At 40.9% G+C, this 19,135-nt stretch carries 20 protein-coding genes and 3 pseudogenes; 5 read left to right on the top strand and 18 right to left on the bottom strand.

The genetic code is table 11. The features are described from left to right. Window positions 1-20: 20 nt before the first annotated feature. The 3 genes from HWQ43_RS14385 to HWQ43_RS14375 form a co-directional block, all read right to left on the bottom strand. Entirely contained in the window at window positions 21-218 is a 198-nt protein-coding gene (locus HWQ43_RS14385) for a hypothetical protein (RefSeq protein WP_292734659.1), read from the bottom strand. Further along, window positions 205-729, bottom strand: coding sequence for a bidirectional hydrogenase complex protein HoxE (gene hoxE / locus HWQ43_RS14380; protein WP_292734656.1), 525 nt, complete (start codon window positions 727-729; stop codon window positions 205-207). Before hoxE ends, HWQ43_RS14385 begins: the two co-directional genes overlap by 14 nt. A gap of 66 nt (window positions 730-795) precedes the next feature. Then, window positions 796-948 (bottom strand): hypothetical protein, encoded by a 153-nt coding sequence (locus tag HWQ43_RS14375; protein ID WP_292734653.1) that lies wholly within the window; start codon window positions 946-948, stop codon window positions 796-798. Between the two features lie 473 nt (window positions 949-1,421). On the opposite strand from HWQ43_RS14375, the gene HWQ43_RS14370 reads away from it, so the two are divergent. Beyond that, complete coding sequence (locus tag HWQ43_RS14370; RefSeq protein ID WP_366932828.1) at window positions 1,422-1,652, top strand: hypothetical protein; 231 nt, start codon at window positions 1,422-1,424, stop codon at window positions 1,650-1,652. Between the two features lie 393 nt (window positions 1,653-2,045). On the opposite strand, the pseudogene HWQ43_RS14365 reads toward HWQ43_RS14370, so the two are convergent. The 6 genes and pseudogenes from HWQ43_RS14365 to HWQ43_RS14340 form a co-directional block, all read right to left on the bottom strand. Continuing rightward, window positions 2,046-3,246 (bottom strand): annotated as a pseudogene (locus HWQ43_RS14365) (GNAT family N-acetyltransferase); the annotation flags it as partial. Between the two features lie 51 nt (window positions 3,247-3,297). Beyond that, window positions 3,298-5,634, bottom strand: a pseudogene (locus tag HWQ43_RS14360) (cation-transporting P-type ATPase); the annotation flags it as partial. Window positions 5,635-5,795: 161 nt separating this feature from the next. Beyond that, window positions 5,796-6,503 (bottom strand): annotated as a pseudogene (locus HWQ43_RS14355) (putative PEP-binding protein); the annotation flags it as partial. Next, window positions 6,500-6,637 (bottom strand): hypothetical protein, encoded by a 138-nt coding sequence (locus tag HWQ43_RS14350; protein ID WP_292734650.1) that lies wholly within the window; start codon window positions 6,635-6,637, stop codon window positions 6,500-6,502. The pseudogene HWQ43_RS14355 and the gene HWQ43_RS14350, both read right to left, overlap by 4 nt. Window positions 6,638-6,721: 84 nt before the next feature. Beyond that, window positions 6,722-6,946, bottom strand: coding sequence for a hypothetical protein (locus HWQ43_RS14345; RefSeq protein WP_292734647.1), 225 nt, complete (start codon window positions 6,944-6,946; stop codon window positions 6,722-6,724). An 85-nt stretch (window positions 6,947-7,031) separates the two neighbouring features. Next, the gene (locus tag HWQ43_RS14340; protein ID WP_292734644.1) at window positions 7,032-7,253 is read right to left on the bottom strand and encodes a DUF4327 family protein; all 222 of its coding nucleotides are present in this window, start codon (window positions 7,251-7,253) and stop codon (window positions 7,032-7,034) included. A gap of 285 nt (window positions 7,254-7,538) precedes the next feature. Here HWQ43_RS14340 and HWQ43_RS14335 point away from each other — a divergent pair, with 285 nt between their 5' ends. Both HWQ43_RS14335 and HWQ43_RS14330 read left to right on the top strand, forming a co-directional pair. Further along, complete coding sequence (locus tag HWQ43_RS14335; RefSeq protein WP_292734642.1) at window positions 7,539-7,733, top strand: DUF2949 domain-containing protein; 195 nt, start codon at window positions 7,539-7,541, stop codon at window positions 7,731-7,733. A gap of 50 nt (window positions 7,734-7,783) precedes the next feature. Then, window positions 7,784-8,872, top strand: a complete 1,089-nt coding sequence (locus tag HWQ43_RS14330) for an ATP-dependent 6-phosphofructokinase (protein WP_292734638.1) — start codon at window positions 7,784-7,786, stop codon at window positions 8,870-8,872. Between the two features lie 73 nt (window positions 8,873-8,945). On the opposite strand, the gene HWQ43_RS14325 is transcribed toward HWQ43_RS14330, so the two are convergent. From HWQ43_RS14325 to hemF, 9 genes are all read right to left on the bottom strand, one after another. Further along, on the bottom strand, window positions 8,946-9,854 hold the full coding sequence (locus HWQ43_RS14325; protein WP_292734635.1) for a hypothetical protein: 909 nt from the start codon (window positions 9,852-9,854) through the stop codon (window positions 8,946-8,948). A 377-nt stretch (window positions 9,855-10,231) separates the two neighbouring features. After that, on the bottom strand, window positions 10,232-10,588 hold the full coding sequence (locus HWQ43_RS14320; RefSeq protein WP_292734632.1) for a hypothetical protein: 357 nt from the start codon (window positions 10,586-10,588) through the stop codon (window positions 10,232-10,234). Window positions 10,589-10,970: 382 nt separating this feature from the next. Further along, a complete protein-coding gene (locus HWQ43_RS33775) occupies window positions 10,971-11,165 on the bottom strand; it encodes a hypothetical protein (RefSeq protein ID WP_334700059.1) in 195 nt (64 codons plus the stop codon). A 38-nt stretch (window positions 11,166-11,203) separates the two neighbouring features. Next, a complete protein-coding gene (locus HWQ43_RS33770; RefSeq protein ID WP_334955221.1) occupies window positions 11,204-11,368 on the bottom strand; it encodes a sulfur transferase domain-containing protein in 165 nt (54 codons plus the stop codon). A 128-nt stretch (window positions 11,369-11,496) separates the two neighbouring features. Next, window positions 11,497-11,679, bottom strand: coding sequence for a hypothetical protein (locus HWQ43_RS14310; RefSeq protein ID WP_292734665.1), 183 nt, complete (start codon window positions 11,677-11,679; stop codon window positions 11,497-11,499). A gap of 250 nt (window positions 11,680-11,929) precedes the next feature. After that, window positions 11,930-12,289: a metalloregulator ArsR/SmtB family transcription factor gene (locus HWQ43_RS14305; protein ID WP_292734629.1), complete on the bottom strand. Its 360-nt coding sequence runs from the start codon at window positions 12,287-12,289 to the stop codon at window positions 11,930-11,932. A gap of 408 nt (window positions 12,290-12,697) precedes the next feature. After that, on the bottom strand, window positions 12,698-13,534 hold the full coding sequence (locus HWQ43_RS14300; RefSeq protein WP_292734626.1) for a fatty acid desaturase: 837 nt from the start codon (window positions 13,532-13,534) through the stop codon (window positions 12,698-12,700). Between the two features lie 349 nt (window positions 13,535-13,883). Further along, the gene (locus HWQ43_RS14295; protein WP_292734623.1) at window positions 13,884-14,645 is read right to left on the bottom strand and encodes a heme oxygenase (biliverdin-producing); all 762 of its coding nucleotides are present in this window, start codon (window positions 14,643-14,645) and stop codon (window positions 13,884-13,886) included. Between the two features lie 28 nt (window positions 14,646-14,673). Next, a complete protein-coding gene (gene hemF / locus HWQ43_RS14290; RefSeq protein ID WP_292734620.1) occupies window positions 14,674-15,738 on the bottom strand; it encodes an oxygen-dependent coproporphyrinogen oxidase in 1,065 nt (354 codons plus the stop codon). A gap of 536 nt (window positions 15,739-16,274) precedes the next feature. Here hemF and HWQ43_RS14285 point away from each other — a divergent pair. Beyond that, window positions 16,275-16,973 carry a DUF305 domain-containing protein gene (locus HWQ43_RS14285; protein ID WP_292734617.1) on the top strand — a complete coding sequence of 233 codons (699 nt, stop codon included), beginning with the start codon at window positions 16,275-16,277 and terminating at the stop codon, window positions 16,971-16,973. A gap of 502 nt (window positions 16,974-17,475) precedes the next feature. After that, complete coding sequence (gene modD, locus HWQ43_RS14280; protein WP_292734615.1) at window positions 17,476-18,324, top strand: ModD protein; 849 nt, start codon at window positions 17,476-17,478, stop codon at window positions 18,322-18,324. The last annotated feature ends 811 nt before the right edge of the window (window positions 18,325-19,135 follow it).

The raw sequence follows: 19,135 nt of genomic DNA, 5'->3' as shown, positions 1-19,135 counted from the left end.
TTCTTCAGGTTAAATTTTTGTTACATACTTATAAATTTTCCCACCCACCTACTTATTTGATTTGTTAATGCTGCTGCGGTGATAGATTTTTCCAAACTTTCTTTAACGGTGACAGCACCAGATGACAGACAACCAGCCGCCATGCAGCAACGAATGCGTGTTGGCTTAGAGTTGGCGCGTTCTTTCTGAGCTATTTCTTGTAGTTCAGTTAGATCCATGTTTGAGCCATCCTTTTATTTGCTCAGTAACTAACTCTGGTGTTTGGTGTCCGCATACAGTACCATCAAAGACAACCGCAGGCGCAATCCCACAAGCACCCCAACATCTTGCAGTTAACAATGAAAGTTCACTATTGGGCGTGGTTTCACCTGCATGAATTTTGGCGCACTTTTCTACAGTTGCTAGTAAGTTTTCTGCACCTTTAACGTAACAAGCTGTACCCGTACACACAACGCAGGTATGTGCGCCTTTGGGTGCGAGAGAGAAGAGGTGATAAAAAGTTGCTACGCCATATACTCGGCTGGGTGGAAGTTTCAAGCTTTGGGCGATGTAGTGTAACAAGTCATTTTCTAAATAACCGAAAAGTTCTTGGGCTTTATGTAAGACTTCTATCAGTGCATCCTGCTGATATTGATGACGCTTCATAGTTGCATCAAGTATTTTGAAGCGTTTATCACCGCTCGGATGCTCTTTTAGGGGATTTTTTTTATTGACTGTGTGAGAGTCCATGCTGGTATTTTAGATGTAATGTGCGATCGCAAGATGCCTTCTAAAGTTTTACCTGAGCTTATATCTTTATAGGTCAACAATTTGAGGAAGTTGTGAGGTTATATCAAGAAGAAGATGCTCCCGAATCGCGTCTCTAGAAGCGGGGGTAGGGGCTTGTTCAAAAAGAGCGATCGCCACTGTCACGGTTTCGCCCACCATTGCTTGATAGTTTTGGTTCACAATACAAGTCTGTTGGTTCAGAATACAAGTCCATTCGTTCAGAACACAAGTCCATTCGTTCAGAACACAAGTCCATTCGTTCAGAACACAAGTCCATTTGTTCAGAACACAAGTTTATTTGTTCAGAACACAAGTTCATTCGTTCAGAACACAAGTCCATTCTCAACCTTTTTTCTCTAGCGTCGTGTAATTACTGAACTAGTAATCGAATCTTTTTACAAAAAACACCTTTATTTGCAAGCTTTACTGAACCGTTACATTGTCCCATTGAGACACTCTAGAAAGATAAGTTTAGTAAAAGATGTGCATTGATGCCACGCAAAAAAAGAACTTCTCCCGTGCTATAAAAAACCGAACAGAGAGTAATCGGATTTAAATCAATTGATTCCAGCCTTGACTTTGGGGATTCCATCAGTTTAAACCATTTAACCGAGTTAACCGGGCAACTCCGCAACCAAATTGACCAGTATAATATGATGCTAACCGCCATTGACTCAGCAAAGGCAAAAATAGAAACCCTTGAAAAGACCATCCGCGAAACCTCAGAACGCTTGGTTAGTGGTGTGGCGTTGAAGTATGGCAAAGACAGCCGGGAATACGAGATGACAGGCGGGGTACGGAAAAGCGATCGCATTCGGAAAGCCACCATCACTCGGTTAAAATCGACCGCAGACTCAAAAGCGGCTTCTAAACAGACGGCGTAACGGACAACAAGTAGGCATCATTTATGGTAAATGATGCCTATTGCTTTGCGTAGGCGTAGCCCGCCGGAGGCATCGCATCAATGCTTCAATTTGTGCGCTTCCCATATCTTTAGGATGGCGCTGATCATGAAAAAATATAGCATCTAATCTAGTAAATATAAATAAAAAATTCCGTTTAATACTCTAAATCATGATGTTATATGGAACAGTTTTTGATAAAACTAAGGGATATACAGAAAAATTCCGCATAATTTAGGCATCAAGTGTGATTACACAGAAAAATGCTGTATATCGATAAGATTCAAGCTCTAATTGACGATACAAGTCCATCAATGGAAAATGTTTTAGACCAGGGACATTTCTAATGCTTTTTAGGCTTTTTGTAACCAAACGTCAAATTATAATTTCTGCTCTCACAACTGAAGCCTCAGCAGTAGGATGAATACGGAAGCCCAATTTTTCACAGACTCTTCGCATTGCCGAATTTTCAGCTAGAATTTCGGCACTAATTAGCGTTAAATGTTCATCACGCCCTACTTGTAGCAACCTTTTGAGTAACTCGGTTCCTAAACCTTGACATTGGTAGCGATCGCTAACTAACATTGCAAATTCAGCTTCATTTGTACCGTGCAATTTACTTAACCTACCAATGGCTAAAAGTTCATGTTCTTGAGTTTCTGGATTTTGATAGTCTGCTACCAGCGCCATGTCTCTGTCATAATCAATGAAACATAAGCGCGTCAGTCGTTCGTGGGCAATGCGTCGATTCAGTTTAATCAGGTGAAAGTAACGGAAATAAACGCTTTCTTCAGATAATGTATGGTGTAACTTAATCATTAAAGGCTCGTCTTCTGGGCGAATGGGACGAATTGTTACTTCCATGCCATTCCGTGTTGTCCAGGAGGAAACATATTGTGTAGGATAAGGGCGAATTGCCAGTTTTGGTAATTGTGCTTCAGTGATATCCAAATCATGGAGAACAATCCGCGCATCAAGTGCAACTAAAGAGTTTTGGCTGATTTCTTCTGCCCTTAGCAAAAGCGGATTAATATCAATTTCTTTAATCAGGCGTTGTTCAACTACAAGCTGGCTAAAGCGTACTAAAAGCTGTTCTAAAGCTGCTAAATTAACTGCTTTTCTCCCTCTAACTCCCTGTAATGCTTTGTAAATCCGAGTTTGTTCCATCATCCGCCGTGCCAAGGTAGTATTTAGTGGCGGAAGTCCCAAAGCCCTATCTTGAAACACTTCTACTAACTGTCCACCTGTGCCAAATAGTAAAACTGGGCCAAATTGAGCGTCAATACTACTACCGAGAATCAATTCATAGCTGTTTCTCAAATCTATCATTGGCTGGACGGTGACACCAGCAAAAGAATTTGCGCCAATTTTGGCAGTTACAGATGATGCGATCGCATTATAAGCTTCATGCACGGCATCAGCATTGTGTAAATTTAAATGCACCCCATTTACATCAGTTTTATGGGTGATGGTTTGAGAAAATACTTTCAAAACTACCGGATAACCAATTTCCTTTGCTAACTGTACTGCCTCCTCTGCATTCGTTGCTATCTGCGTTGCTACTGTCGGCTAAACCTTCGATTAATCCTAAAAAACAATAAGCACGCAGCATCAGGGGTAAATCAAGCAAGGTTTGAGACTTTTTGCGCGGTGGTTGTGTCATTATGCCTTTTTCTGGAAGTTCTGCACCTAATGCCAGCGCTGGCAGCATATCGGTTCCTAAGTCAATGGCCAAGATTTGCAGAATTACTAAGGCTGGAGGTACTTTTAAAAATACCATTGCCAGAAATGGCAGAAACTCTGCCATGTTTGATGCCAAAATATAAGTAATAAACTTGCGGATATTTTGATAAACTGCCCTTCCTTGCTCAATAGCGATAACGATAGTTGCAAAGTTGTCATCAACCAAAACAATATCTGCGGCTTCACGCGCAACATCTGTACCATTTTTGCCCATTGCAATGCCAATATTCGCAGCACGTAACGCTGGGGCATCATTTACGCCATCACCAGTAACGGCCACCACATGACCTAAATTTTGATACGCTTGCACAAGTCTTAATTTTTGTTCCGGCATTAGCCGTGCAAATACTAATCCATGTTGATGTTTGTGTAATATTTGGCGGAGTTGAGCATCAGACAGATGCCCTAATTTTTCACCAGTAATAACTCTGGGTTTGTTGTTAGATGTATCATTAATCAAACCAATTTTTTCAGCGATCGCAGCTGCTGTCAACCCATAATCACCTGTAATCATTGTGACTTGAATACCCGCACGATGACAAAGAGCGATCGCATGTGCAACTTCTGGCCGAGGTGGATCTATCATGGCTACAAGTCCAATAAATATCAGGTCTTCTTCTAGGGCGGCGTTTTCTTGTTCCCGTAATTCTCTACCGCCTTGTCTTGTCGCCACGCCTAAAACCCGATAACCAAGGCTAGCAAGTTGATCGTTTGCCGCCTCTACCTCTGCACGTTGCACTGCTGTTAGTTCCTGCTGCTGTCCATCGCGTAAAATAAACTGAGAATGTTGCAACACATCTAAAGGTGCGCCTTTAGTAAATATCTGTAGTGCATTTTCAGTCTTTTGTGCTGGTAGACCAAATTCTAGACTACTTCCAAGTAACACTGTCATCATTCGGCGGTGAGAATCAAACGGTACTTCTCGCAATCGCGGTGCTTGGTGCTGTAAATCCTCCAATTTAAAACCAGCTTTAATTGCCACAACCAACAAAGCTGCTTCAGTGGGGTCTCCTAATACTTGCCACTGACTCGAACCTGGGGGATGGTTTAAGCGTGCATTTGAGCAAAGTGCTGCACCTGCTAATAGTAATCTGACTTGGGATTCACACTCGAAATTTGTAATTTCGACTTCACCTTTTGGTTCGTGACCCACACCTGTAACATTAATCTCTGCACCAGGAATCCACAGCTTGCGGACGGTCATTTCGTTTTTAGTTAAAGTTCCTGTTTTATCAGTGCAAATAACTGTTGTTGCACTCAAAGTTTCCACTGCTGAAAGACGGCGTACCAATGCGTTTTCTTTGGCCATTCGCTTCACACCAATTGCCAAGGCAAGGCTGACTGTTGGTAACAACCCTTCCGGTACAAAGGCCACAATAATCCCAATAGCAAAAATGAAGCTTTCTTTGATTCCCATACCCACCAAAAAATTAGTGAGTAAAAACACAACTAAGCCCATGCTGATGGCGATAATTGTAATGATGTGAACCACCCTAGAAATTTGCACTTCTAAGGTGCTGGCTTCACGTTTGACGTTAGCAGTTAGGTGTGCAACTTGACCAAACTCGGTATGCGTACCCGTAGCATCAACCACAGCCAGTCCCCGACCTGCGGCAACAGTGGAACCAGCGAATACTAAGTTAGTCGCATCCAAAGCACGGAGATTTTCTGTAGCAACGGGTTCAGAAGACCGAGGAACGGGTAGGGATTCCCCAGTTAAAATCGAAACATCGATATACAACGATTGGCTTTCCACCAGTCGCGCATCAGCAGAAATTTTATCTCCTTCCTCTAACTGAATTACATCCCCTGGAACTAACTCGCGTGCGGGTATAGTACACAGCGTACTGTCACGATAAGCTTTTACTTGGTTAGGTAATACTTGTTTTAATGCAGATAATGCCTTTTCTGCTTGAAATTCCTGCCAGAAACTAAAAATGGCATTAATCCAAATTACTGCCCAAATAGCCCAACCTAATTCCGGGGTTTGGGAAATAAAAGCTAAAGTGCCTGCTACCCATAATAACAGCGCCATGAAATGAGTTAGTTGGTCAATAAAGCGCAGGATTAAAGAGCGGGTTTGCGGTTCGGGTAGTTCGTTGTACCCATATTGTTTGAGGCGTAAATTAGCTTCAGATTCGCTCAGTCCTTGAGGCGTTGTGATTAAGTTTTTGTAGACTTCTTGAGATGTGAGTGACCAAATTTGATGATTTGTATTCATGTTGTTAGCCTAATAGCAGTTAAAATAATTCGTAATTAAGTAGATGATTGGTATTTCAAGACGCGATAAATCGCGTCTCTACATGAGGGTTTTTGGCTTATGTGAACTTATTACGAATTAACTTTTTCTGCTGCTGCGATTTCTAACAACGTTTTCAGCACTCAATCAGGATTGAGACTAATCGAATCAATACCTTGTTCTACCAAAAATCGAGCAAATTCTGGGTAGTCACTTGGTGCTTGGCCGCAAATACCAATTTTGCGTTCGCACTGTTTCACTGTAGATATTGCTTTGGCAATCATCCCTTTGACAGCATCATCACGTTCGTCAAATAAATGCGCTACCAACTCGGAATCTCTATCAAGCCCTAATGTTAATTGCGTTAAGTCATTAGAACCAATTGAGAACCCGTCAAACACTTCACAAAATTGCTCTGCAAGTTGGACGTTACTCGGTAACTCGCACATCACATACACTTGTAAACCGTTTTCTCCCTTCACTAAACCATTCTTCGCCATCTCCGCAAGTACGCGCCGACCTTCAGCCGGAGTCCGGCAAAATGGTACCATCAAAATCACGTTCATTAAACCCATTTCCTCGCGGACTTTTTTCATGGCTCGACATTCTAAAGCAAATCCTTGGCGGTAGCGTTCATCATAGTAACGTGATGCACCCCGCCAACCAATCATCGGGTTTTCTTCTTGAGGTTCAAATTGTTTTCCACCTAAAAGGTTGGCATATTCATTACTTTTGAAGTCGCTCAGACGAACAATTACAGGTTTGGGATAGAATGCTGCTGCGATCGCGCCGATACCTTGCGCGAGTTGATCGATAAAAAATTGCGCTTTATCTTCATATTGCGCGGTTAATTTTCTCCCAAAGAAGCATTTTTGCCTCCTACTGTAGGAATATCTGCAATTCCTACTTTTTCCAAAGGTAACACAAGAGCTTGTGATAACACTTGATGTTCGGTGTTTTGATTGGAAAGTGTTTTTAGCACCATAGTAAAACTTCCTTAATATTAAGTGCAGAAAGTTGCAAGGGCTGCTTTTAGTTAATGAGCATTTTATTTATCTGACACTTATGTTTATAGGAAGATACTTTGAGGAACTTGTGAGGATGTTGGATGGTAGCTGTCATCCAATTTGAGATTTTGATGAAGCAGTGTGGTCTTCTCCCAAAGCCAGAGGCTAACGCCAACGCGGAGTGTCTTGTAGAGAAGGGGATTTCCCCCCATGAACGACTGCTGAACCCGTTTGCGTAGCCTCTTCTCTTGGGAGAAGGGATTGATTTTACAGATAAATTCTGCCAATTGTACCCTGCTAAAAATTGGCTCTCACCTGATTATTCATCAAGCAACACTGTTTGTTTGCTCTTTTAGCTTTACATTTATTGTTTCAATCTTCAATCCAGTCTTCACGACCCAGCAGATCAATAATCTTATCTCTGAGTAAAAAGTCGTTTTTCTCTAGCTCAAGCTCAACACAAACCCAATCACGACCAGGAATATACTGACACAAGGCATAAATTGGCTGGTTACGCCTCACAAGTCCTTTGTGAATAAGTTGGCGCGCTTCTTCTTTAATAACTTCTAGGTCATATTTGACAGCAGTATTCATAACTTTTTTCCCAGATATTTAACTTATCTAAAGCCAGAACAATTCATAGTTTGGCTCTAGCTTCAATGTACAAAAAGTGTTTGAGAAAGTTGTGAAGATGACAATTATGATACAAAAGTTGACTCTTGGACATTTTGTTTTTTTTAGTATAAATATTTACTAGTCTTATTTTCTGAATTTGATGAAACTTAAGAGATAATATTGCACTTCCTCACAGGTTCCTCAAATGTTTTGCATAATTTTATCTATATCCTGTATAGACAAAGCTATAGGAGGGGAATCAACATGGAATCTAGAAAATACATTAAATTAATTAACTTTTTACTAGAGGATTTGGCAATTCCTGCTACTGCTATCAGCTTGGCTTTACGTCATATTGAGCAAAATCCAAGTTTGTTGCCTATGGTTCTTTGGCAGTATGGGTTAATAACTCTTACACAGCTCAACCAGATTTTTGACTGGTTAGAAGTAGCATCCTAAATTTAACCAACAATTTCTATCGTCTAGATATTTCTCATCTAAATAGTCTTATGAAAAACCGCAAACGAATTGGTATTCTTACCAGTGGTGGAGACTGTCCTGGACTTAATGCTGTGATTCGAGCTGTTGTCAGCCATGCAACACTCACTTATGATTGGGAAGTGCTAGGAATTTCTTATGCAACGCAGGGATTGTTAGAAGGTAAAGCAACTACTCTGAAGATGCATGGTCTAGACTTGCGTGGAATTGACCCCTTGCTTTTTATGGGGGGAACTATTTTAGGAACTATCAACAAAGGAGATACACTGGCTCATGCTAGTGAGATTATTGCCGGTTATCAGACGTTAGAGCTAGATTCACTAATTGGTATTGGTGGTGATGGTAGCTTAAGTATTCTTCACAATCTTGCACACCAAGGAAATTGGAATTTTGTTGGTGTTCCGAAAACAATTGATAATGATGTGGCGCTCACAGAAAGGTCGGTGGGATTTGATACTGCTGTTAACACAATTACAAATGCTCTTAACGCTCTGACTTTTACAGCAGCCAGTCATGACCGGGTGATGATTGTGGAAGTCATGGGTAGAAAAGCAGGTCATTTAGCGCTGCAAGCAGGTATCGCAGGCGGTGCAGATATGATTTTGATTCCAGAAATACCTTATTCAATAGAGGGAATTTGCCAGCATCTTGCTCAACTGCGCGATCGCTCTTGGCGCAAATTTGCGATCGTCGTAGTTGCAGAAGGTATTGAAGTGCTAAAAGGCTCATCTGATTTTAACGGGCTGTGTCAGCCAACATCTAGGTGCGGAATGGGTCAATATATAGCCGACCAAATTAGCCGTTGTAGTACTCAGAAGATAGAAACACGAGTTTCTGTTTTAGGACATATTCAACGAGGCGGTATTCCCTCTGCTTTAGACCGTTTAGTAGCCACAGCTTTTGGTAAAGCCGCAGTTGATTTGGTAGCACAAGGCAAATATGACCAGATGGTAGCTTGGCAAAATGGACAAGTTGTTGCTGTCCCTTTACCAGAAGTAATGCTTCAAAGTCCTTCGCCTGTGGATGCTAACGAGTATTTAGTTCTTACTGCTCGCTCTTTGGGCATTTATGTAGGCGATGATTTTCAGTTTTCAGAATAATCATGCAGTAAAGCTTGCAAGTATGAAAAACTTAACTTCTAATTTATTGCTCTACATTTTTCGTGAAACTGAATCAAAGCCAGTTCTGCAATGACTCAAACCGAGCAAATTCCGACTCTAGCTGCCATTGAATCCGCGCGCGATCGCTCTTTTGCAAAAAAGCACTGCACCCTTGAGAAATAGAAGTTTTACCAGGGGTATCGCTTGCACAAGCTGCAACCATTGCCTTAAACTCAGGCGACTTCCAGAGGCTATTTCCCGGAGCGAAACTATATTCTAAGGTATTGCGAGCCAGTCGCTTGAGGTCTTTATATCCCAGATCATATCTCGTTGTTGCTAACAGATACTCATGACTCAAATCGATGCGGGAAATGCCTTCATCATCAGAAGCAAGGGTCATTGGTACTCCAGCCTTCCAATACTCCCTAAAAGGATGCTGATCTCCCTGGACATTCAAAATTACCTCATTACTGGTCAGGCAGATTTCGACCAACACGCCGAGTCGCCGCATTTGCTCCATCAACTCGAAGGGACGCTCCTCAAAAAGAATATCTACGCCATGTCCGATGCGAGATGCCTGTGCCACTTCTACAGCTTGCCGAATGTGGAAACGTAAATCCTCGGTTGGAACCAACCCCAGAGTTAACTCTCCAGCATGGAGCGTAACCTTAGGTTCAACTAAAGTTCCCATCTTTGGATTCACACAATACCCATCGGTGGCAGCCCACTCCAGATAGTGTTCTGCGTACACAGCCCCGCTGAGATGACTGTGGATATCTCCTCCCTTCGGCATTCGCTGTACAAATGCTCGTAAAGCGACTGGCTGCGAGCGATGGGCTTCAAGCCAACTAGCAGCTTCAGCTTCACTCCGAGTCGAGGAGTGCTGCGAATTAGATGGGACTTGGGCTACTACACTGAAGATAAAACAGCTAGAACTCGTTAATATTCCTAAAAATAAAGATAAAGGCGCTCGTCTATGCATAGCATATAGATTTATTTTTTTGTAAAACATGGCCAGTATGAGTGTAGTTCTCATGCTGTTGAAAACCATCAACTATCAATCTTCATAAACTAGATAAACTATAACCTAAGATAGATACGTATTAATAAATTTTATATTTGCACTAAGAAAAGCCCAAAGGCTTGTTTCGTCTTGTTCCCAGCCTAGAGCTAGGAATGTATTTAAAGTGGGCTTCTGCCTCTTGTCAAGCTACTGGAGGCGGAGCCTCCTAGAATGGGTTCCCAGCCTCTAGGCTGGGAACCAGTCAGAAGGTAACGGATACTTGCTTTGGTTGATACAACCTTACCCAAAAAAAAGGGAAAAGGCTGAAATTTACCCTTTACCCAGACTATAATATTTCAGCCAAACCAATGAGAAGGAGCGTAAGCTGACTCAATTTCTGGTGGGATTTGGTGACTAACTTCTTCAGAGTTTTGTTGAATAATTTGCTTGATTCCTTCTCTAATTAAAGTTTGTATACATAACCTTTCCTCTTTGGAATAAGGTAAACAATTAAAGCCAATAGATTGTTGTTTCTGCTCATCAACAACGGCATAGCAACTTGAAGTTCTATTGAGAACGTAAGCAATGAGTTCTTGACGTAATTCAGTAATTGCGAAAGCTTGCTGATAGGGATAATGGGGATAAGTTTCTAAAATCTTCTCAATTTCTCCAACAAGCACTTGCAATGTTAAATTAACAATTGTTTTAGTCATAATTGAGTTAACATCCCGTTACGTTTTTTGTAGTTATTGAGCCTTGCTAAGAGGTTGTTTGAAAAGTCTAATTTATCAAAACAGAATTCAGGAGTCAGGAGACAGAATTCAGTTGGGTATTTTGAACGAAAGAGCGGATAGCGTAGTGGTAGCGAGTATTCTCCCAAGGAGAGATGCCAAGGGCGTTAGCGAGTCTTGTCTGCGACACGCTACGCGAACGAGCGTCACGAGCGTCGCGTCTTTATTCCGACTTCTTCAAGTAGTAGCGAATTCTATTCATCCAATACTTTTCAAACATCCTCTAACTAATTGCTCATGCTTCAGATTTGGAATCAAATATTGATGTTTTTTTGTCTAGTTCAATCAATTGTGGATGAAGTAACTAATCGTTCACAGCCCTAAATAAACCAAATTGTTCAATTTGTTTAAATGCTTGCTGCAAAGTCGCTCCTTGCCGTAATACAATATACATTAATACGACTACCGCAGACCGCATGGCATAGTCACAATGTACTAAAAGTGGTTTGGATAGTGTGTTAATCTGCTCGAACAAAGAGGTAGCAGTTTCATCATTCATTAACTCAACCTGAACGGGTATATTGATGTAAGAAAGTCCTAAAAGCTCAATTTTTTTTGTTCGCTATTCAGAAATCCTTGCTCATCGGGCAATCGCAGGTTAATTACTGACTTGAATCCTTCTTGGGCAACTTGTGGCAGTTGTTCGAGTGTGATTTGTCCTGCGATCGCTAACTCATCGTTTATCTTCCTTACAATCTCCATAAGAAACTCTATGTTGAATTATTTAATCAAAAGCAAAGTTATCTTCATCTAGCTAAATATAAAGAAGCACTGTCAATTTGAAATGATGCATTTGAAAAATATTCAACAGTGTTCTGATTATTTAAAGGCTAGTGATTTTGTTTTTTCTTATCGGCAGAGTCTCCTGTAAACGGCTGAACTCCTGTTGCTGGATATTGATCGTCAGTGGGAGCAAAAATTCTAGTAACTGCTTGTGCTACATATTGAATAACTCGTTGCACAGCTATGAAAAGATGGCGTATTTGATGTTTGATAGTTCTGAAAGCAGTCATAACGTTTCCCCTGGTTGTTCAATTGTTTCCGAATATTTAGTATTTTCAAGAACTTGAAATTCTTGTTTTCACCAGGATTTTTATAAATCAACAATATGGTTACATCTATGAAAAATTTGGCTCTACTCTTAAATTAGGAAAAAAACTTGAGGAACTTGTGAGGAATCAAGAGATGAATGATAAATTTGATTTCTCAACTTAGAACTCAGAAGTCTGCGACAAACTCCAGATCAAGGCTTCTGGATTATTTTCATAGGGTGCTAAAGGCTTTGATCTGTTCAAATTCTTTAGCCCGTTTTTGTATTTGATTGCCAATGCGATCGCAAACTAATTCACATAAATCAAAAATCACAGGATCGCTGATCGCATAGTAGACGCTAACTCCCTTCTGCTGACGGGACACCAAGCCTGCTTGAGTCAATACTTTTAAATGTTTTGAGAGATTCGCTTGCCCTAAACCCGTAGCTTCGCCTATTTCGGTAACGTTCATCGTCCCGGTTCTGAGACAACTCAAAATCTGCAAGCGACTAGTTTCAGAGAGTACCTTGAAATACTCAGCAACAGGAGCAAGGAGTTCAGAAGTATTCTTTGGAGAAGGGATCTTTGACATAAGGATTAAATTTATTTATCATCTATCTTATATTACTATATAGTTATATTTATCCTCTCATCAACCACTACTTGCGGATTTCCATGCAATACGCTTGGATTAAGGGTTATTGGTGTAGATTATTGGTCTTTTAAGACGCGATAAATCGTGTATCAGGGTTTTGTTGCTCATTCTGAACTGTATTGAATTTCCATGTGAAACTCTGTCTCTAACTTGTAAAACCAGAAAAGCGCTCTCTTATCTAGAGAGCGCTGATATTGTAGAGTTGAAGAACAAAAAAAAGCATTAGCTAGCAACAGTAGAAGCAGCCAGAGCAATAATTCTGGCTCTAAGCTGGCATCATTACTGAAAATAGATGCTTGAGGTTGAGGAAAGGGGTAATATCGTGTCCAGCTCAAGACCGATCGTTTACACCGCAGGGGGCAGGTTGACATCTTTTGCCAAACCGACTGTTTTCAGCAATCTAATTGCCCACCAAGTCATATCGATTTCCCACCAGCGCCAACCACATTTGGCTACGTGAGGATAGGCATGATGATTATTGTGCCACCCCTCGCCATAGGTGAGAATAGCTGCCCACCAAAGATTACGAGAATTATCATTGCTGTCAAAGGTGCGGTATCCCCACAGATGAGTGACTGAGTTGATGAACCAAGTCGTATGCCAGAGAATCACACATCTCAAAAACACACCATAGATAACGAATGACCAACCGCCAAGTGCATAAAGCAACAATCCAACTGGAATTTGTAGTGCGAGAAAGTAGCGATTGAGCCAACGGTAAAAGGGATCTCGCGCTAAATCGGGAGCAAATCGCTGATAGCGCTCATATTCAAAGAATTCTGCACGGGGATACAAAATCCAGAGGATATGACTCCACCAAAAACCTCGGCGCGCAGAGTAAGGATCTTTGTCTTCGTCTTCGGTGTGAGCATGATGCAAACGATGTCCAGCCACCCAGAAGATCGGCCCTCCCTGTAAAGATAGCGCCCCCAAAATAGCGATCGCATACTCTAACCACCGAGGTACTTTAAAGCTACGATGACTCAACAGACGATGGTAGCCTAAACAAACTCCGATGCTGCCAAATAGCCAGTGTAGAAACACAGCTATACCCAATGCGCCCCAGGAGAAAAACCAAGGAGACAGCAATGCTACTGCATGAACAGTAGTAAAAAATACCACTCCCACCCAATCGAGACGCAGAGGCTTCCCTGGCAAAGTTTGTAATAAATTAAATCTCACTAAATACTTCCTCAATAACCACAAATTTAATCAAATTGGGCATTTGCAGAAGATGCAAAAACGCAGAGATATAATGAAGCGGTGAGGCGAAGAATCTATGAAAATATGACTATGCATCTAATACCATTTTGGATTTTAGATTTTAGATTTTGGATTGTGAAACATCTATTGGATAAGTGTTTCAGTTTTCCATCTGTCGCAATCATTTTTCAAATTGATATAAGTAAGTCGGCGGAAATAAATCCAACTATGTCACGAAACGTAAACAGGCTTAAAACTCTTACCAATGACAAAGGACAAATGACAGCGCCCACTAGTTAGCTTTAATTGCACCGACCTACTTACATAACTAAATGCTGTAATCCATTCCCATCATCTCTACCGCAGTGCTTTTAGAAGTACTCTCTGTGCTACCAACTTGATCTTGGCGAGTAATTAAATCAAAGATATGCTCACCAATCACTGCCTTCACATCTGCTTCCAGTTCATGAATCACATTTCTATTCAGACTAAAGACATAGTTGGCCTCGTCCACAATCTTCTGAATCATTGCCTGATCTAGAGGTAGAAAATTCAATGCTTGACGGTACTGCTCTTTAAATTCTCGTCTAGCTTCCGGGGTAGGAATCTGTTCAAATTCATGCATTGCAGTACCGCGATCGCTTGGTAAATTCATTGCTGATCGCGCAATCTTTCTTAATGCTTGCCCACCCGATAAATCTCCCATATAGCGAGTATAGGCATGAGCAATCAGTAACTCCGGTTGTGTGTTGCTAACCTCACGAATCCGCTTAACATATACCTGACCGGCTTTAGAAGGAACAATCTGCGATCGCCAATTTTCACCGTAATAGAAAGCTAAATCTTTTTCCAAATTTGCCTGGCGAAACAGTTCTGGAAAGTGCATCATCCCAACGATCGGGTGATACTGATAGTGCTGTAGCTCTTCTTCCAAAGCACTGTAGACAAAGTAAAGATCCGCCAACAATTTGCGAAAAAAGCTCCTTTCCACTACACCTTTGAGAAAGCATTTCATAAACGCTGTGTTTTCTGCCATTGTGTGCGAATGTTTAGTGCCTTCTCGCAAGCGAACATCTAAATGGCTGCTCATTGTGAAATCCTTATTGCTGAAAATCTTGTTATTTTTGGTCAAAAGTCTTATTCGTCCAATCGTGAGGCTGGAGAAAGATTTCGGTAAGCTGTGCTTCGAGTGTACCTGGCTCCGCTTCGTAACAATATTCCCAGCGTGCCAGCGGTGGTAGAGACATCAATATGGATTCTGTTCTCCCATTGGTTTGCAGACCGAAAACCGTTCCCCGGTCATACAACAGATTAAACTCTGCGTAACGACCCCGACGGTACAGTTGAAACTGACGTTGGCGATCGCCATATTCTATTTCCTGTCGCCGTTCTACAATCGGCAAATAAGCGGGTAGAAATGCTTGACCGCAAGACTGGACAAAGGCAAAGATATCTTCCCAGTTCCGAGATACCGTTTCTACTTGCTGACTGTAGAGTGCTGCTGGAGTATCTGTTTGAGAACCAACATAAAGCTTGCCACTAGCATCCTGATAGTCAAAGAAGATACCACCAATACCCCGTTGCTCTTGGCGATGCTTCAAGTAGAAATATTCATCACACCAGCGTTTAAAGGTTGGATAATACTCTGGATGGTGGGCATCACAAGCATTTTTGAGAGTCTGATGAAAGTGAACTGCATCCTCTGCAAAGGGGTAGTATGGCGTTAAATCAGCCCCACCACCAAACCACGAAATTGGGCCTGCCTCAAAGTAGCGATAGTTGAGATGTACTGTTGGGACGTAAGGATTACGAGGATGCAACACCATTGAGGTTCCTGTGGCAAAAAACTCATGTCCTGCGGCTTCTGGACGTTGAGCCAAAATTGCAGGCGGTAGGCTATTTCCCCAAACTGCCGAAAAGTTCACGCCACCCTGTTCAAATACCCGCCCTTCCCGAATCACGCGGGTACGTCCTTCTCCGCCTTCTGCTCGCTCCCAGTAGTCTTCTTGAAAGCGTGCTTTTCCATCAAGTTGCTCTAAGGCTGCGCAAATCTCATCCTGTAAGTTCTGCATGAATTGCTGCGATCGCTGCCGTGAATCCTTGGGTATTGTGTTGGTAGGCGATGCCAGCAATATTGTGTTATTTCTAGATTCTTGCAGAGAATTATCGGAATGACGACCCATGTTAAAACCTCTGAAACTTTGAGTAAAGGTAAACAGCAACATTCATAACTATATAACTATGAATAAATAATACCTAAAGAATTTTCAAAACTTAATAAATTATCTAAACCCCTGTCCTCAAAGGCTTTGCGTTTGTCTTTTCGTGGGTCTAGTATCTGGTTATTTCCAACTTGTCTGTTTTTAGCCGCCGTGCTATTGAGCAGGTTGCAATAACCCTAAGCTGTTACGTATTTAAGTTGTATATTTAGTCATTTGTCATTTGTATTTTAAAGGACAGATGACCAATTGACTTAAGACAGTATTAACGATTCCAATGTACAATTTAGACGCGCATCAGCTTATTTGGTCGAGATTTTGCCAAAGTGGAAAAATTTAGAGCTATTCCTACAGCTTTTGACAATGTAGGTATTGGTGACAACATAGAAATGAGAAACCAGATCCCCGACTTCGTAAAAGTTGTCGGGGATCTTTAGATTTCATCTAAATTTCATTAGTTCATTACATCATTAGAATTAGAAAACTCTTAGGTAATATTTATGCAACTGCTATTTTTAAGGAATTGCTTTTTGGCGTTAACTTTTACTACGATCGCTTCAGCCGGTGGGTTAATTACAGGCTGTACTAGTACTGCTTCCCAGAACCAAAGCCAAGCAACAAAGGAAACCGCCACCAATGCTAATGACAAGCAGATGATGAATCACGGTGGTGGCATGATGAATCACAGTATGGGAATGGATTTAGGCCCAGCCGATGCTAATTTTGATTTACGATTTATCGACGCTATGATACCCCATCATCAAGGGGCTGTGGAAATGGCGAATGTTGCGCAGCAGAAATCAAAACGTCCTGAAATCAAAAAGCTAGCAGACAATATCATCAAATCGCAAAACCAAGAAATCACTCAGATGAAGCAGTGGCGAGAAGCTTGGTATCCCAAGGCGGGAGATAAACCAATGGCTTACAACAGTCAAATGGGCCACATGATGGAAATGTCATCTGACCAAATGAAAACTATGATGATGAGTCAAGATTTAGGTGCAGCTGATGCTGAGTTTGATTTGCGCTTTATCAATGCGATGATTCCTCACCACGAAGGGGCAGTAACAATGGGGCAAGATGCTTTGAGTAAGTCTAAGCGCCCTGAAATCAAGAAATTAGCCCAAGAAATTGTTAAAGCCCAAGAGATAGAAATTAAAGAAATTCAACAGTGGCGCAAAGCTTGGTACAACAAGTAATTCGTAATTCGTAATATGTTTTTTGCGAAGGTTTTATAAGTATCTGTGTAAATCTGCAAGTAACCAATATGTATTTGCGGTTGGGAATTTCAGGTAGATGTTTGGTTATTTCAGGAGCGATGTCTACAATCTGACTTTTCACAGTATCTGGAAAATCTCTCTCCTAAAAAGAGAGAGACTTTGAGTGTCATGGTGAAAAAAGGTGGCGTTGCATAATAGAGGGATGAATTAGGATTCACTACTGTGCATTGTCCATACTGCAAGTCTACGGGGATAAGAAAAAATGGTAAACGAAGAGGTAAACTAGCATCACATTTGTGTCAATTTCAGCATTTAACTAATTCTGGCGACTGAGGTATATATTCTTTATTAACAAAGTTATTTTGTTACCAACTATTTGGGACAATAGTAGTAATTATTACAATTCCTACAACTGAATGAGATTAGGTTTAGTGAGAATCTTGATTGAGCTATTTATCTGTCAGCCGATCATAAAACTAAAATGAGTGTTTTCTTCTCAGATGAGGCGATCGCTAGGTTAATTCAGGAAGATGTTCCCTACTTAGATTTGACAACCTACGGACTTGGCATTGGCAAGCAACCTGGTGAAATCGAGTTTTCTACCCGTCATCCGATGACCATTTGCGCTACTGAAGAAGCAGCTAGAGTATTAAAATATTGTGGTGCTGAAGTTCATTATCAAGTCGAAAGTGGTACAGTCTGCCAAGAGAAGCAATTAATTCTTCAAGCTAGTGGCACTGCTCAAGCTTTGCATAGTGGCTGGAGAGTTGCTTTAAATTTGATGGAATACGCCTCCGGCATTGCTTCGCGTACAAGAGTATTAGTAGATACTGCCAAAACAGTAAATCAGTCTGTTTCTATTGTGACTACTCGTAAATGTTTTCCAGGTACTAGAGCGCTTTCCATCAAAGCAGTTCTAGCTGGCGGGGGTTTTTTTCATCGCTTAGGATTATCTGAAACAGTTCTGATCTTTAACCAACACCTGATATTCCTGGGAGGTATAGGTGGGTTAATTGAGCGCATGAATGAACTGCGACGACAGTTTCCAGAACAACATATTTGCGTTGAAGTAGATACACCAAAAGATGCTTGGATGGCTGCTCAAGCAGGTGTAGATTTAATTCAGTTTGATAAAATTCCCCTACCAGACCTTGAGCCTCTAGTTTTGAAATTGAAGCAGCAGTATCCAAACTTAAAACTAGCAGCTGCTGGTGGTATTACCTCTGAAAATATAAAGGATTTTGCTAGTACTGGTGTAAATATTTTAGTGACAAGTTCACCGTACTTTGGTAAACCATGCGATATTGCAGTCAAAATGACAATGGCATAGTAGGCATTTTTAACTTAGCTTGATACTTAAGATTGCAGTTGTTAAAACGCAGGAGTTGAGCCAGAAAGAACAGCGCTTAGGCAAGACTTAGAACGGAAGTAAGTGGGCGTTTTACGAAGCTGTTAAGCAGTTGATGAAATAGAGCGATATAGCCATCTATCGCTCTATTCACTGCACCATGAATTGTAGCATTTATTTGGTCTATTGGTTGTATACACCGGTTGTATACACGGAATAGTCTAGTCGCTCTATGGTTTTGCTTCAACTATAGTGTCGGGACAACTACAACCTTTCCCCATAACTCAGACAGTTTTCCAATTTACAGGTGAGTCTCACTTATAAAAAGTTTATTAGCTTGATAGTTACCTATTTATAAGGCAAATAACGACAGCTTAGTTTCTGTACAATATTAAGCTGAACTATTTTAAAAAGAAATAAAAATTAATTTTGTTCGTGTTTCATTACTATATTAGTTGGTATTTTACTCAATAAGTTGGTATTATCTTCATTAGATTACACAGATACACTTATCCATTTGGAAAAACGCAAATCTAACAAGAGGTTTGCGACTAACTTTGGCGTCAAGATTTATTAGTTTTTAATAACTCATATTAAAAACTAGCTATTTAGTAGCGTTTGGTAAGGAGTTGAAGGTTTAACGATAGAACCGTTTTTATTTTTTCCTAACAGAATCTATTGTCAAATTGCTCAATTTTGGCGATAACGATACTAATTTTTGTTGAGCAAACAGCTTTCAGCAAAACAATCTAGTTTTTTCAATATTCAATAGTAAACGGAGAAATGTTTTATG

The organism is Nostoc sp. JL31 (genome assembly GCF_017114965.1).
GTDB classification, from domain to species: domain Bacteria; phylum Cyanobacteriota; class Cyanobacteriia; order Cyanobacteriales; family Nostocaceae; genus Nostoc; species Nostoc punctiforme_A.
This window is presented reverse-complemented; position numbering and strand designations above follow the sequence as displayed.

Excerpts from the sequence above, each read along its gene's own strand:
- HWQ43_RS14325 (WP_292734635.1), bottom strand. The coding sequence starts at position 9,854 with ATGCATAGACGAGCGCCTTTATCTTTATTTTTAGGAATATTAACGAGT.
- HWQ43_RS14335 (WP_292734642.1), top strand. The coding sequence starts at position 7,539 with ATGGAATCTAGAAAATACATTAAATTAATTAACTTTTTACTAGAGGAT.
- HWQ43_RS14385 (WP_292734659.1), bottom strand. The coding sequence starts at position 218 with ATGGATCTAACTGAACTACAAGAAATAGCTCAGAAAGAACGCGCCAAC.
- HWQ43_RS14285 (WP_292734617.1), top strand. The coding sequence starts at position 16,275 with ATGCAACTGCTATTTTTAAGGAATTGCTTTTTGGCGTTAACTTTTACT.
- HWQ43_RS14310 (WP_292734665.1), bottom strand. The coding sequence starts at position 11,679 with ATGACTGCTTTCAGAACTATCAAACATCAAATACGCCATCTTTTCATA.
- modD (WP_292734615.1), top strand. The coding sequence starts at position 17,476 with ATGAGTGTTTTCTTCTCAGATGAGGCGATCGCTAGGTTAATTCAGGAA.
- HWQ43_RS33770 (WP_334955221.1), bottom strand. The coding sequence starts at position 11,368 with ATGGAGATTGTAAGGAAGATAAACGATGAGTTAGCGATCGCAGGACAA.
- HWQ43_RS14370 (WP_366932828.1), top strand. The coding sequence starts at position 1,422 with ATGATGCTAACCGCCATTGACTCAGCAAAGGCAAAAATAGAAACCCTT.
- HWQ43_RS14295 (WP_292734623.1), bottom strand. The coding sequence starts at position 14,645 with ATGAGCAGCCATTTAGATGTTCGCTTGCGAGAAGGCACTAAACATTCG.
- HWQ43_RS14330 (WP_292734638.1), top strand. The coding sequence starts at position 7,784 with ATGAAAAACCGCAAACGAATTGGTATTCTTACCAGTGGTGGAGACTGT.
- HWQ43_RS33775 (WP_334700059.1), bottom strand. The coding sequence starts at position 11,165 with ATGAATGATGAAACTGCTACCTCTTTGTTCGAGCAGATTAACACACTA.
- HWQ43_RS14305 (WP_292734629.1), bottom strand. The coding sequence starts at position 12,289 with ATGTCAAAGATCCCTTCTCCAAAGAATACTTCTGAACTCCTTGCTCCT.
- HWQ43_RS14340 (WP_292734644.1), bottom strand. The coding sequence starts at position 7,253 with ATGAATACTGCTGTCAAATATGACCTAGAAGTTATTAAAGAAGAAGCG.
- hoxE (WP_292734656.1), bottom strand. The coding sequence starts at position 729 with ATGGACTCTCACACAGTCAATAAAAAAAATCCCCTAAAAGAGCATCCG.
- HWQ43_RS14350 (WP_292734650.1), bottom strand. The coding sequence starts at position 6,637 with ATGGTGCTAAAAACACTTTCCAATCAAAACACCGAACATCAAGTGTTA.
- HWQ43_RS14320 (WP_292734632.1), bottom strand. The coding sequence starts at position 10,588 with ATGACTAAAACAATTGTTAATTTAACATTGCAAGTGCTTGTTGGAGAA.
- hemF (WP_292734620.1), bottom strand. The coding sequence starts at position 15,738 with ATGGGTCGTCATTCCGATAATTCTCTGCAAGAATCTAGAAATAACACA.